Origin of the sequence: Streptomyces narbonensis, assembly GCF_014649015.1 — a bacterium.
GTDB lineage: Bacteria > Actinomycetota > Actinomycetes > Streptomycetales > Streptomycetaceae > Streptomyces > Streptomyces narbonensis.
Window position 1 is genome coordinate 133,621 of record NZ_BMSF01000014.1, and the last position, 12,229, is coordinate 145,849.

Consider the following 12,229-nt stretch of genomic DNA (forward strand, 5'->3'; position numbering starts at 1 on the left):
TGTCCGCCGAACGCCGCAATTCCGGTGCGGCGACGGAGGGACGTGAAGGCGATGGCCGTTTCCATTTCAGTCGTGGTGCTCCTGCTGGTGCTGGCCGTGATCTTCCTGCGCAGCGGCGGGCTCAAGGTCACCCACGCGCTCACCTGCGCCCTGCTCGGCTTCTTCCTCGCCGGCACCAGTGTGGCGCCCACGATCCACAACGGGGTCGCCGCCACCGCCAACGTGGTCTCCAGCCTCAAACCCTGACCTCCCCGCCGGGGTTCGGATATCCGAACCCCGGATGCGGGGGCGGACACGATCGACCCGCCCCGCCGTGCCCGCCGAGGATGAGGGCATGGCTGAGACGACGACAGACACGAGGACGGCGACCGCCGCCCGCGCCGATGACCTGCACCGCGCGTACGGACGCGGCGGCGCCACCGTGCAGGCACTCCGAGGAGTGTCGGTGGCCTTCACACCCGGCACCTTCACCGCGGTCATGGGCCCCTCGGGATCCGGGAAGACCACCCTGCTGCACTGCCTCGCCGGCATGGACCGCCCCACCCGGGGCACCGTGCGGTGGGGCGACACCGAGGTCTCCCGGCTGCCGGAACGGAAACTGGCGGAACTGCGGCGCACCCGCGTCGGGTTCGTCTTCCAGGCGTTCAACCTGATGCCCGCGATGACCGTCGCCCAGAATATCGAGCTGCCCGGCCGGCTCGCCGACGCCCGGCCGGACCGCGGCCAGGTCCTCGACGCCGTCGCCCGGGTCGGCCTCGCGGGACGCGAGCGGCACCGCCCCGGACAGCTCTCCGGGGGTCAGCAGCAGCGCGTGGCCATCGCCCGGGCGCTCGTCTCCCGGCCGGGCGTCCTCTTCGCCGACGAACCGACCGGCGCGCTCGACCGGGCCACCGGCCACGAGATCCTCACCCTGCTCCGTGCCGGGGTCGACCGGGACGGCCAGACGTGCGTGATGGTCACCCATGACCCCGTCGCGGCCGGGTACGCGGACCGGGTGCTGCTCCTCGCCGACGGACTGCTCGTGGACGAACTCGTCCGCCCCACAGCTGCCCAGGTCGCGGAGCGCCTCGGCCGGCTGAGCGGGTGAGCGAAGTGTTCCTCCTCGCCCTCGGCCAACTCCGCCGGCGCCCGGCGGCCTTCAGCGGCCTCGCGGTCGCGCTCTTCCTCCTCATCGCCACCACGACCCTCTTCGGCTCGCTCGCCGCCGCCGAGATCACCGCGCCCGAGGCCGTCCGCGACACGAAGGCGGCGGGACCCGGACTGATGGTGATCGCCGGAGTCTTCGGCGAGATCGCCGTCCTCGTCGCGTTCTTCGTCGTCGTCAACGCGACCGGCTTCGCACTCCGCCGCCAGCTGCGCGAACTGGCGCTCCTGCGCACCATCGCGGCGACACCCCGCCAGGTGAGGCGGCTGGCCCGCGTCCAACTCCTCGCCACCACGCTCGCCGTCGCGGCGCCCGGCGGGCTCGCCGGAACCGCCGCCGCCCACAGCTTCCTCGCCGCGCTGCGCGAGCGCGGGATGGCGGCGCCGGACCCTGCAGGTGCCGACGACACCCCTCCCCGCCCTGATCGCCACGGCGATCACCCTCGCCGTCGGCCTCGCGGCGTCGGCCGTCGCCGTCCGGCGCATCTCCCGGATCGCGCCCGCCGCCGCCCTCACCGCGACCACCACCGAGCACGGCCGGACCGGTGTGCTGCGCCTCCTCGCCGGCGTCGGCGCCCTGGTGGGCGGCGGCGTGCTGCTGCGGCTGGCCGCGACCCGGCCGGCCGAAGAGCTCGACAAGGCGGGGCAGGCCGCGCTGTTCGGCTCGCTGGTGCTGCTGGTCGCGGTCGCCCTCACGGGACCGCTCGCGGCGCGCGCCCTTGCGGCCGCGCTGGGCGTGCCGATGCGGCTGCTCCTGCCCGGTACGGGCTGGCTGGCTGGCCGACGCCAACCTCCGTGGCTACGCCCACCGGCTGACCTCCGCCGTGGTCCCGGTCGCGCTCCTCGTGGGCCTGTCCGCGACCATGTTGATCATGACAAGCACCGCCGAACACGCGGCCCGCGCGACCAGCGCCACCTCCGCCACCGACGTCTGGCTGCGCCAGGCCGAACTCGCCCTGCTGACCTGCTTCGCCGCCGTCTCCACGATCAACACCGTCGTCGCCGTCACGGCGGAGCGGCGCCGCGAGTTCGCCCTGCTGCGGCTGGTCGGCGCGACCCGGCGGCAGCTGCTCCGCATGCTGACCGCCGAGGCCGCGCTGACCACCGCGGTCGGAGTGCTCCTCGGCGCCGCGGTCGCCGCCGCGGCCACGGCGGCCTTCAGCACGGCGGCGACCGGCTCGGTCCTTCCGTCCGTCCCGGCCGCGGCCTGCGGCTGGATCGTCCTGGGCGCGGCGGCGCTGACCGTGCCCGGCATCCTCACCACGGGCCTGGTCACGATCCAGGGCGCGCCGACGGAACAGGCGGGCGCCGGCCGTGACTGATGCCGACCTCCACGCAGTCAGCGACGCCCACGCCCACGCCGACGCCGAGGCAGTCACCGACGCCCACGCCGACACCCACGCGGTCACCGACGCCCACGCCGACACCCACGCGGTCACCGACGCCCACACCGATACCGACGCGGGCGCCGACGCCCACACCGACACGCACGCGGTCACCGACGCCCACACCGATACCGACGCGGGCGCCGACATCCGAGCCTGCGCCCTCCGTTCGACGGCGGACGGCGTTCCGGCGGCCGGGCCCTCCGGTTCCGGGACGGGCGTGCGGCACTCCGGCGGCGTGGATGCGACGGACGCGGTGCCCGCCGACGAGCGGGCGCCCGCCCCGTGCGAGGCGTCCGGCGGCGAGGACGGCGCCGAGCGGCGGCGGTACCTCTCCGTGCGCGGCGGCGAATGGGCCTTCGCCGTCCTGGGGCTGCCGCTCGCCGTGGGCGCCGGCGCGTACGCGCTGGCCGTCCTCTACGCGGGGACACTGCTCTCGCTCACCGTGCTCGGGCTGCCGTTCGTCGTCGTCGCGCTGCTCGGCGCGCGCGGTCTCGGCGCGCTGCACCGGCGCCTCGTCGGTCGGCTGCTCGGCGAGCACGTCGACGCGCCGGCCGCGCTGCCCCGCCCCGCCGGTGTCCTCGCCCGCGGTCGCGCGGTCCTGACGGACCCGGTCGCCTGGCGGACTCTGCTGTACCTGCTGCTCAGGCTGCCGCTCGGGGTACTCGGCTTCGCCGCCGCGGTGGGCCTGCCCCTCGGCTGCGGCTGGCTGATCGGCTTCCCGCTCTGGGGCCGCCTGATCGAGCCCGACTCCCCGCCGCCCGCCTGGCTGGGCGTCGTGTCCGTCCTGCTGGGGCTCGCCCTGCTGGCCGCAGCGCCCGGCGCTCTGCGCGTACTGAGCGGAGCGAACCGGAGGCTCGCGGGGCTCCTCCTCGGGCCCGCCAGGGCGCAGCGGCGCGTCCGCGAGCTGGAGGCGGCCCGCGTCGCCCTGCTCGCGGACAGCGGTGACCGGCTCCGCCGTCTGGAGCGCGACCTGCACGACGGCACCCAGGCCCGGCTGGTCGCCCTGGCCATCACCCTCTCGCTCGCCGAGGACGCGCTGGAACCGCCCACCGGTCCCGACCTCGCCCGGCTGCGGACCCTGATCGACCGTGCCAAGGGGCAGACCGAGGAGACCGTCGCCGAACTGCGGCTGCTCACGCGCGGCATCCACCCCGTGGCGCTGGACGGGGGCCTGGGGGAGGCGCTGCCGGGACTGACCGCCACCTCGCCCGTGCCCGTGACGGTCCGCCTGGACCTCGCCGAGCGCCCGCACCAGGCCATCGAACGGGCCGTCTACTTCTGCGCCGCCGAACTGCTCACCAACATCGCCCGGCACAGCGGAGCCCGTACGGCCGGGCTCTCGGCCTCCGTGCGCGACGGGCGGGTCCGACTTACGGTCCGCGACGACGGCCGGGGCGGGGCGGCGCCGGGTGCGGGAACCGGCCTCGCGGGACTGGCCGAGCGGCTCGCGGCGGTGGACGGCACCCTCCGGGTGGTCAGCCCGCCCGGCGGGCCGACGGAGATCACCGCCGAGCTGCCCGCACGGTTGTGACCCGCCGCCGGGCCGCCGGGTCACCCGCCTGCTTCCGACGGACAGGCGGGCGCGGCCTTCACCCGCCGGTCTCCGACAGATAGGCGAGCACAGCCTTCACCCGCCGGTTGTCCTCGTCCGAGGCCGGCAGGCCGAACTTCGTGAAGACCGCGGCGACGTGTTTCTCCACCGCCCGCTCCGACACCACGAGGCGCGCGGCGACGGAGCGGTTGGAGTGCCCCTGCGCCATCAGTTCGAGCACCTCGCGCTCGCGGGGGGTCAGGGTGTCCACCCGGCCGGCGCGGCCGCCGTGCACCAGCCGGTCGACCACCTCGGGGTCGAGCGCCGTCCCCCCGTCCGCCCCGCGGCGCACCGCGTCCATGAACTCCGAGGTGCGCGCGACGCGTTCCTTCAGCAGGTAGCCGACGCCCGTGGCGCCCGCAGCCAGGAGCCGGGAGGCCCAGGCGGTCTCGACGTGCTGGGAGAAGACGAGGACTCCGACCCGGGGTGCGGTCGACCGGATCGCGACGGCGGCGCGGATGCCCTCGTCGGTGTGGGTGGGCGGCATCCGGACGTCCACCACGGCGACGTCGGGCCGGTGGTGCTCCACCGCCGCGAGCAGCTCGTCCGGTGTCCCGGCCGTGGCCACCACCCGGCATCCGCGGGCGGTGAGCAGCTCGACCATCCCGTCCCGCAGGATGACGGAGTCCTCGGCCAGCACCACGCGCAGATCTCTTTCGGTCATCGGACCATTATCGGCCCCCTCGAACGCGGGGCGAGGCACGCGCCCCTCGTGAACGGCGCATGAAAGCCGGGGCGGTTCCATGTACTTCTCCGCTGCTCGGGCCTAGCGTCGGCCGCCGGCGCGACGCACGCACGGACCCTGAGGAGAAGCCTTGACCACCCCACCGTCCCGCAGGAGGACACGCGCGCTCGCGCTGGTCACCGCGCTCGCGGCGACCCTCCTGGCGGGCGCCGCCCCCGTGGCCCAGGCCGAGGAGATACCCCTCGCCATCGGCCACCGCCTCGTCGACCACTACGACGGGGCGCCCGCCACCGCCCGGCCCGTGCCCGGCAAGGCCCCCGCCCAGCACCCGTACCTCGCCCCCAACGGGCGCAGCGGCATGCACGCCGACGGCGCGGGCAGCGGCACCCACCCGTACTCCGGCCCCCTCGGCCGCGATCCGCAGGTCGACAGCGAGAAGATCGCCCCGATCGGCGGCGAGTGCGCCACCGTCACCTTCGACTCCGGCGGCCGCCTCGTCACCGTCTGCGGCACCTTCAGCGGCTTCCTCCTGAAGCTGCTCGACCCGCGCACCCTCGACACGCTCGCCGAGTACAAGCTGCCGCAGCGCTCCTCCACCGTCGAGGCCATCACGCGCCTCGACTTCGAGAAGATCTTCAAGGACACCTCCGGCGGCGCCTACTTCTACCTCGACGACCAGGACCGCGTCGTCCTCGCCGACTCCCGCCAGCACGTCCTGCGCATCGCCCACCGTCAGAAGGCCGATGGGGCTTGGGAGTTCGTCGTCGAGAACGACTGGGACCTCACCTCGCTCGTCCCGCACGACTGCGTCACGTGGACCAACCTCTTCCCCAGCGGCGTCTGCGACCCCGTCACCTCCGTCATGCCCGACTGGGACGGCCGCATCTGGTGGGTCACCCGGCTCGGCCGCGTCGGCACCGTCGACCCGGTGACGGGCGCGCTCCGCGCGATCAGGCTCGACGGGGAGGAGATCCAGAACTCCTTCTCCGTGGCCGAGGACGGCGTCTCCATCGTCACCGACCACGCCCTGTACGGCTTCCGAGCCGACGCCGACGGCACCCCGCGCGTCGAGTGGCGCCAGACGTACGACCGGGGGACCGGCACCAAGCCCGGCTCCGTGAACCAGGGTTCGGGCACCACGCCCGACCTGTTCGGCGACCGGGACCAGTACGTCGCCATCACCGACAACGCCGACGACCGCATGAACGTCCTCGTGTACCGGCGCGACTCCGACGTCCCCACCGCAGAGCGGCTCGTCTGCGAGGTGCCGGTCTTCCGCTCCGGGGCGTCCACCACCGACAACTCCCTCATCAGCTGGGGCAACAGCCTCGTCGTCGAGAACAACTACGGCTACGAGAACCCGAGTACGCTCGCGCTCGGCCGCAGCGTCGTCGGCGGAGCGACCCGCATCGACGTCCGCGCCGACGGCAGCGGCTGCGACACCGTCTGGGAGAGCGACGTCCGCTCGCCGTCCACCGTCCCCAAACTCTCCACCGCCAACGGGCTGCTCTACTTCTACGAGAAGCGCCCCCACTCCTTCGGCATCGACGCCTGGTACCTGACGGCCGTCGACTTCCGCACCGGGAAGCGGGCCTTCTCGCGCTTCACCGGCACCGGCCTCGCCTACGACAACAACTGGGCGCCGATCACCATCGGCCCGGACGGCACCGCGTACGTGGGTGTCTTCAACGGCATCGTCGCCGTTCGCGACGGAGCCTGACGCACGGCGGCGCGGCGCCCCGTGGCGCCGCGCCGGTCGTTCCGGTGCTTCCGGTCGTTCCGGTGCTTCCGGTCGTTCCGGTGCCTCCGGCCGTTCCGGTGCCTCCGGCCGTTCGGCGTGTGTCAGACCATCTCGGGCACGTCACCGACCGTGGTCTTCAGGTCGATGACCGCGAAGGGGGCACCCTGCGGGTCGATGATCACCGCGAACCGGCCGAACGGACTGTCCATCGGCCCGAAGACCTTCTTCCCCTTGAGGCGCTCGGCGGCCTCGACGGCCTTGTCGCAGTTGTCGACGGCGAAGTAGATCTGGAGGTACGGGGGCACTTCCGGGGGGAAGTCCTCCGCTGTCATCTTCATCCGGCCCAGGACCGGCATCTCGCCGCCGAGGTCGAACACCTTGTAGTCGACGTGCTCGTCCTGCATCTTCTTCGCGTTGTAGCCGAAGACGGCGGTGAAGAAGTCGTCGGACTTCGCCGGCTCCCGGGTGAACACCTCGGCCCAGGCGTACGAACCGGTCTCGCCCTCCAGCTCGAAGCCCTCGTGGTCGCCGGGCTGCCAGACGCCGAACGTCACGCCCGTCGGGTCCTGCGCGATGCACATCGAGCCGAAGGTGCCGACGTCCATCGGATCCATCAGGACCGTGCCGCCCGCAGACCGGATCTTCTCCGCGGTCGCGCGGACGTCCGGCGAGGAGAAGTACAGACACCAGGCCGACTGCGCCTCGCCGTCCTGGCCCGGCATTGGCGGCACGACGGCCGCGACCGCCTTGCCGTTCTTGTACGCCTGCGTGTAGTTGCCGTATTCGGAGGAGGACTCGCCGAAGGTCCAGCCGAGCACGTCGCCGTAGAACACCTTGGCGCCCTCGACGTCGGTGAACGCCGCGTCGGTCCAGACCGGCGTGCCTTCAGGTCGTGCGGCCATGATGGTGACTCGCTCTCTTGCGATCGATGTCGTGTTCCCTGGGAGCCACGCTAGCCACGCCCGCGGCTCACCGCGCGGTGACGCAAGGTGACGGCGTGTCCCGGCTGCGATCATGTAGCCATGAAGCCGAGCGCAGAGCAGGGGATCATCGCCGTCCCGGCGGGGCGGGTCACGCTGTCCGACCGGCGCACCGAGCGGAGCTGGACGGTCGAGCTCGACGCCTACGGCCTGGCCGCCGCCCCGGTCACCCAGGAGCTGTACGAGCACGTCACGGGCGAGCGGCCGAGCAGCGCGCACGGTGCCCGGCTCCCGGTGGAGGGCGTCTCCTGGGGCGACGCGGTCCGCTTCTGCAACGCGCTCTCCGGCCAGGAGGGGCTCACCCCCGCGTACCGGATCACGGACGGTGGTCCGGAGGGTGCCGAGGACGGCGACCCGGGCGGGGTCGAGTGGGACCGCGGCGCCGACGGCTACCGGCTGCCGACCGAGGCCGAATGGGAGCACGCCTGCCGGGCCGGCACGACGGAGGCGCGGTACGGGCCGCTCGACGAGATCGCCTGGCACCGGGGGAACTCGGGTGAGCGCCTCCACGAGACCGGGGGCCGCCGCCCCAACGGCTGGGGGCTCCACGACATGCTCGGCAACGTCTGGGAGTGGTGCTGGGACGTCTACGACGCCGAGGTGTACGGGAGCTACCGGGTGCTGCGCGGTGGCGGCTGGTTCGACGAGCGCTGGAGCTGCCGAGCCTCCGTGCGCCGCCGCAGCCACCCCACCCTCCGCATCGACGACGTGGGTTTCCGGATCGCCCGCACGCTGACGGGCTGATACCGGGCGGGCGTCGGCCTCAGCGGGGCAGGCGGCTCAGGGCGTCGGCCTCAGCAGGCCAGGCGGCTCAGGGCGTCGGCATCAGTGGGCCAGGCGGCTCATCGCGTAACGGTGGAACGGGCCGTCGGGTACGGGGAGTTTGGGACGCCACATCTTCAGGACCTGGCCCGAGGGTACGAACAGCTCCGTCGGCAGCTGGTCCGGGTCCGTCCACTCCCAGCGGGCGATGCTGTCCGGCTCCGTGACGGCCGGGGTGCCGCGGAAGCCGCGTACCACCGTGGCCACGGTCATCCGGGTCAGCTCGGCCGAGGTGACCGAGTCCAGGATCAGCCCCAGCACCTCCACGTCGGCGGCGTCCGCGACCAGCGACGTCTCCTCGGCGAGCTCGCGCACCGCCGCTGCCTCCACGGACTCGCCCGGCTCGACCTTGCCGCCCGGTAGCTCCCACACGCCGGAACGGTGCAGCCCGAGGAGGACCCGCCCGGACGCGTCGGTCACGACGACACCCGCGCCGAGCGAGGCCTGGGCGGCGGGCGGCCGGACGTTGCGGAGGGCGGCGGGGGCCTGCTCGGCGGGGGTTTGCTCGGGGCTGGACATGATCCTTTTCTATCAGGTAATAAAAGTCGCAGAACCTCTTGAATCGGGCGAAAAAAGGAGGAAACTCGTCCTTACACCGGACAACCGGAAAGAGCCGCACCCGCCGACGGAGACGTCCGAAGGCCCGCGTGACCCTTGACTCGGCTCTGGCCAGGCCCCCGGCGGGGCCGGTCGGGCACGGAGCCGTCGGCGACGGCCGACGACCGCGCGAACCGACCCGGACCGCCGGGGACTGTCATGTCCCGGAGCGGCTGGAGCGCCCGGCAGCACCGGAGTTGCCGGAGGAGCCCCCGATCGGCGGGACCACCGCGACCGGGCAGTGCGCGTGGTGCAGCACCGCGTGGGCGACCGAACCGATGAGCAGCGAGCCGATCCGGTGCCGGTGGTGCCGCCCCACGACCACCAGACCCGCGTCCCGCGAACCCTCCACGAGCCGCCCCGCCGCGTCTCCCGGTACCACCGAGGGGGCCAGCTCGACGGCGGGCCACCGCTCCGCGAAGGGCGCGAGCCGCTCCTCCTGCTCCCGCTCCGCCTCCCGCAGCAGCTCCGCCGAGTCGTCGGCCTCCGGCAGCGGCGGCGGCACCTGGAGCGCCGGCGACGGGGCCGCGAGCAGCGCGCCCGGCTGCGGAGGCAGCCGGAAGGCGGTCACGACCTCCAGGGGTACGCCGCGCAGCCGGGCCGTCTCGAAGGCGAAGGCCACCACCTCGTCCGGGGTCTCCTCGGGATGCAGGCCCAGCAGGACCCGCCCCTTGTCCGGGCCGCCGGTCGGCTCGACCGTACGGGCCTCGTGCGGCACGACCACGAGCGGACAGGGCGCGGTCATCGCCAGCGTGCGGCTGGTCGAACCGACCAGCAGCGACACGAAGCCGCCGTGTCCCCGCGAGCCCGTCACCAGCAGCCGCCCGCCCCGCGCCGCCGCCGGCAGTGCGTCGGTCACGGCCCCGTCGAGGGAGGAATACCGGACGGGGACGGTGTGCCCGCGCTTCTCCACCACGTTCCTGACCGCGTTCAGCACGGTGTCGGGCAGCTCGGGCTCCTTGCCCAGGGAGGCGATCCGGGCGGCCCCGAGCTGGAGCGCGTCGGAGCGGACGTGGGCCACCACCACGGGCGCACCGAGGAGCTCCCCGGCCTCCAGAGCCCACTCCAGGGCGCGGAAACTGTGGTCGGACCCGTCCACACCGACGACGACCGGGGGCTCGGAGGCGGTACTCGTGTCACTCATGGGGACATGCCTCCCGCGCGGGCCCGGACGCCACACCGGCCCGTACCGAAGCGAATCGGTACGGGCCGGTGAAGAGCCGGGGAAGGTCAGGCGCCCTGCTGCGCGCGGCGCGCCCGCTCCGCGTCCCGCTCCTTGATGCGGACGGTCTCGGCGCGGACCTCGGACTGGGTGGCCCGCTCCTTGCGCAGCCACGAGGGGAACTCGTCCTTGATCGCGTCGATCTGCTCGGTGGTGAGCGCCTCGGTGATCCCGCCGCGCGCGAGACCGGCGATGGAGACGCCGAGCTTATTGGCGACGACGGGGCGGGGGTGCGGGCCGTTCTTGCGCAGCTCCTGGAGCCAGGCCGGCGGGTTGGCCTGGAGCTCGGTCAGCTCGGCGCGCGAGACGACACCCTCCTGGAACTCGGCGGGGGTGGCTTCGAGGTACACACCCAGCTTCTTCGCCGCGGTCGCGGGCTTCATCGTCTGGGCGTTCTGGTGCGACGTCATGGTGTCAAGGGTATCGAGCATGCGGGCGACCTCCGACCACGTTCGCCAGCCGGTAGCCTTGCGGGGTGACAGGCTCGGACGTTTCCCCCGCGGTTTCCCCTTCGGATTCCCCCACCCCTTCCCCCGCCGCTCCCGCTTCCACGCCCGCCTTCCGGCTCGCGTACGTGCCGGGAGTGACGCCCGCGAAGTGGGTGCGGATCTGGAACGAGCGCCTGCCCGACGTGCCGCTGACGCTCCTCGCGGTGACCCCCGCGGAGGCCTTCGGCGCACTCCGGGACGGGGCCGCGGACGCGGGCCTCGTGCGGCTCCCCGTCGACGGGGACGACCTCAGCGCCATCCCCCTGTACACGGAGACCACGGTCGTCGTCGTCCCCAAGGACCACCTCTTCGCGGAGGTCGAGGAGATCTGGGCGTCGGACCTCGCCGAGGAGCTCGTCCTGCACCCCCTCGACGACACCCTGGGCTGGGAGCAGCCGCCGGGCCGTGCCGCGAACGAGCGTCCGGAGACCACCGCGGACGCGATCGACCTCGTCGCCGCCGGCGTCGGCCTGGTCGCAGTCCCGCAGTCCCTCGCTCGGCTCCACCACCGCAAGGACCTCACCTACCGGACGCTCAACGACGTCCCGCAGTCGCGGGTGGCCCTGTCCTGGCCGGCGGCCGACGAGGCCCCCGACCTGGTCGAGGAGTTCATCGGGATCGTCCGCGGCCGGACGGTGAACAGCACCCGGGGCCGGCGCGCCGAGGCCCTGAAGGGCCAGAAGCAGCCGCGCAAGGACCAGAAGCCCGCCAGGTCCGCGAAGCCGGGCGGCGGCTCGCGCACCGGGGGCAGGCCCGTGGCGGGCAAGGGCGGCGCGAAGAGCGGCGGCAAGGGCGGCGCCAAGGGTGGCGCCAAGAGCGGCGGCGCGGGCGGCTCCGGCCGCGGCAAGGGCGGGAAGCCCCGCGGCCGGTCCTGACCTCCGCCGTGCCGTCCTCGGCGCGCTGTCCGCACGGCGGACACCCTTCCCCGGGGCGGGAAGCGCCTCGGCATACTGACCCCTCCTGATCATCGAGATCACACAGGAGGAGCTTTGGCCGCCAGTTTCAGGACCGTCGTCGAGGTGGGACCCGACCATCTCGAACGGGCCCGGTCCATCGACCGGGTGTTCCAGGAGGCGATCGCGCCCGCGACCGTCAACTTCGACTTCGAGGCGATACGGGCGGCCGCCGCGGCCGTCCCCGACACCACCGTCGTGCGGCAGGTCCGGGGCTGGGGGCTCCAGGAGCACGCCCCCGTCCTCGTCATGGTCCTCTCCCTGAAGGAGGCCGTCCGGCAGGCCCTGCCGCCGGAGTACGCGGAGGCCGGCTTCTGGGGGACCGTCGAGCGGGAGCTCGTCGAGGCCTTCACCGGGCTCGCCGGGCAGGAGGGGCAGCCCGGACTCTCCTTCTACGAGGAGTCCGAGCAGCGCACCCGCTTCTACCGGGACCTGTTCTTCGCCCTTCAGGACGAGGAGACCGGGGACGACATCTACGCCCTCGCGTTCTGCGTCGACGTGACCGTCGAACTGCCGAAGGCCGAGGCCACGACGATGGAGCTGACGGACGTCGTCCCCTTCGCCGTCCGGCTCAACGCGATCCTGGTCCGCCAGGCGCTGACCGTCGCCGTCTGAGCCG

General features: G+C 73.7%; 14 protein-coding genes. 9 read left to right on the forward strand and 5 right to left on the reverse strand.

The genetic code is table 11. The features are described from left to right. The first annotated feature begins 51 nt into the window (after positions 1 to 51). The 5 genes from IE124_RS25390 to IE124_RS25405 all read left to right on the forward strand — a co-directional run bounded on the left by IE124_RS25390 (position 52) and on the right by IE124_RS25405 (position 4,062). The gene (locus IE124_RS25390) at positions 52 to 246 is read left to right on the forward strand and encodes a hypothetical protein (RefSeq protein WP_141297606.1); all 195 of its coding nucleotides are present in this window, start codon (positions 52 to 54) and stop codon (positions 244 to 246) included. 88 nt (positions 247 to 334) lie between these two features. After that, complete coding sequence (locus IE124_RS25395; RefSeq protein ID WP_189510589.1) at positions 335 to 1,087, forward strand: ABC transporter ATP-binding protein; 753 nt, start codon at positions 335 to 337, stop codon at positions 1,085 to 1,087. After that, on the forward strand, positions 1,084 to 1,959 hold the full coding sequence (locus IE124_RS35065; protein ID WP_229832842.1) for an FtsX-like permease family protein: 876 nt from the start codon (positions 1,084 to 1,086) through the stop codon (positions 1,957 to 1,959). Before IE124_RS25395 ends, IE124_RS35065 begins: the two co-directional genes overlap by 4 nt. Positions 1,960 to 2,015: 56 nt before the next feature. Next, positions 2,016 to 2,465 (forward strand): FtsX-like permease family protein, encoded by a 450-nt coding sequence (locus IE124_RS35070; protein ID WP_229832844.1) that lies wholly within the window; start codon positions 2,016 to 2,018, stop codon positions 2,463 to 2,465. Continuing rightward, positions 2,458 to 4,062, forward strand: a complete 1,605-nt coding sequence (locus IE124_RS25405) for a sensor histidine kinase (RefSeq protein ID WP_229832846.1) — start codon at positions 2,458 to 2,460, stop codon at positions 4,060 to 4,062. Before IE124_RS35070 ends, IE124_RS25405 begins: the two co-directional genes overlap by 8 nt. A 58-nt stretch (positions 4,063 to 4,120) precedes the next feature. Here IE124_RS25405 and IE124_RS25410 read toward each other — a convergent pair whose 3' ends face one another. Beyond that, a complete protein-coding gene (locus IE124_RS25410; protein WP_189510592.1) occupies positions 4,121 to 4,786 on the reverse strand; it encodes a response regulator transcription factor in 666 nt (221 codons plus the stop codon). A gap of 151 nt (positions 4,787 to 4,937) precedes the next feature. On the opposite strand from IE124_RS25410, the gene IE124_RS25415 reads away from it, so the two are divergent. Continuing rightward, positions 4,938 to 6,527, forward strand: coding sequence for a hypothetical protein (locus IE124_RS25415; RefSeq protein ID WP_189510595.1), 1,590 nt, complete (start codon positions 4,938 to 4,940; stop codon positions 6,525 to 6,527). Positions 6,528 to 6,649: 122 nt separating this feature from the next. Here IE124_RS25415 and IE124_RS25420 read toward each other — a convergent pair whose 3' ends face one another. Beyond that, on the reverse strand, positions 6,650 to 7,450 hold the full coding sequence (locus tag IE124_RS25420) for a VOC family protein (protein WP_189510600.1): 801 nt from the start codon (positions 7,448 to 7,450) through the stop codon (positions 6,650 to 6,652). A gap of 120 nt (positions 7,451 to 7,570) precedes the next feature. Between IE124_RS25420 and IE124_RS25425 the strand changes: the two genes are divergently transcribed. Next, entirely contained in the window at positions 7,571 to 8,272 is a 702-nt protein-coding gene (locus tag IE124_RS25425) for a formylglycine-generating enzyme family protein (RefSeq protein WP_189510611.1), read from the forward strand. A gap of 81 nt (positions 8,273 to 8,353) precedes the next feature. Here the strand turns inward: IE124_RS25425 and IE124_RS25430 are convergent, their stop codons facing one another. The 3 genes from IE124_RS25430 to IE124_RS25440 form a co-directional block, all read right to left on the reverse strand. Next, positions 8,354 to 8,869 (reverse strand): nucleotide triphosphate diphosphatase NUDT15, encoded by a 516-nt coding sequence (locus tag IE124_RS25430; RefSeq protein ID WP_189510614.1) that lies wholly within the window; start codon positions 8,867 to 8,869, stop codon positions 8,354 to 8,356. Positions 8,870 to 9,104: 235 nt separating this feature from the next. Continuing rightward, entirely contained in the window at positions 9,105 to 10,091 is a 987-nt protein-coding gene (locus IE124_RS25435; RefSeq protein ID WP_189510617.1) for a universal stress protein, read from the reverse strand. 86 nt (positions 10,092 to 10,177) lie between these two features. Next, entirely contained in the window at positions 10,178 to 10,579 is a 402-nt protein-coding gene (locus IE124_RS25440) for a DUF5997 family protein (protein ID WP_189510620.1), read from the reverse strand. Between the two features lie 65 nt (positions 10,580 to 10,644). On the opposite strand from IE124_RS25440, the gene IE124_RS25445 reads away from it, so the two are divergent. Together IE124_RS25445 and IE124_RS25450 are read left to right on the forward strand one after the other, a co-directional pair. Then, positions 10,645 to 11,532 (forward strand): LysR family substrate-binding domain-containing protein, encoded by an 888-nt coding sequence (locus IE124_RS25445; protein ID WP_189510623.1) that lies wholly within the window; start codon positions 10,645 to 10,647, stop codon positions 11,530 to 11,532. A gap of 114 nt (positions 11,533 to 11,646) precedes the next feature. Next, positions 11,647 to 12,225, forward strand: a complete 579-nt coding sequence (locus IE124_RS25450) for a Type-2Aa cytolytic delta-endotoxin (RefSeq protein WP_189510626.1) — start codon at positions 11,647 to 11,649, stop codon at positions 12,223 to 12,225. Positions 12,226 to 12,229 lie beyond the last annotated feature (4 nt).

Bases quoted from the DNA above. Each gene is read 5' to 3' on its own strand.
- IE124_RS35070 (WP_229832844.1), top strand. From the start codon at position 2,016: ATGACAAGCACCGCCGAACACGCGGCCCGCGCGACCAGCGCCACCTCC.
- IE124_RS25430 (WP_189510614.1), bottom strand. From the start codon at position 8,869: ATGTCCAGCCCCGAGCAAACCCCCGCCGAGCAGGCCCCCGCCGCCCTC.
- IE124_RS25395 (WP_189510589.1), top strand. From the start codon at position 335: ATGGCTGAGACGACGACAGACACGAGGACGGCGACCGCCGCCCGCGCC.
- IE124_RS25425 (WP_189510611.1), top strand. From the start codon at position 7,571: ATGAAGCCGAGCGCAGAGCAGGGGATCATCGCCGTCCCGGCGGGGCGG.
- IE124_RS25440 (WP_189510620.1), bottom strand. From the start codon at position 10,579: ATGACGTCGCACCAGAACGCCCAGACGATGAAGCCCGCGACCGCGGCG.
- IE124_RS25420 (WP_189510600.1), bottom strand. From the start codon at position 7,450: ATGGCCGCACGACCTGAAGGCACGCCGGTCTGGACCGACGCGGCGTTC.
- IE124_RS25410 (WP_189510592.1), bottom strand. From the start codon at position 4,786: ATGACCGAAAGAGATCTGCGCGTGGTGCTGGCCGAGGACTCCGTCATC.
- IE124_RS25390 (WP_141297606.1), top strand. From the start codon at position 52: ATGGCCGTTTCCATTTCAGTCGTGGTGCTCCTGCTGGTGCTGGCCGTG.
- IE124_RS25435 (WP_189510617.1), bottom strand. From the start codon at position 10,091: ATGAGTGACACGAGTACCGCCTCCGAGCCCCCGGTCGTCGTCGGTGTG.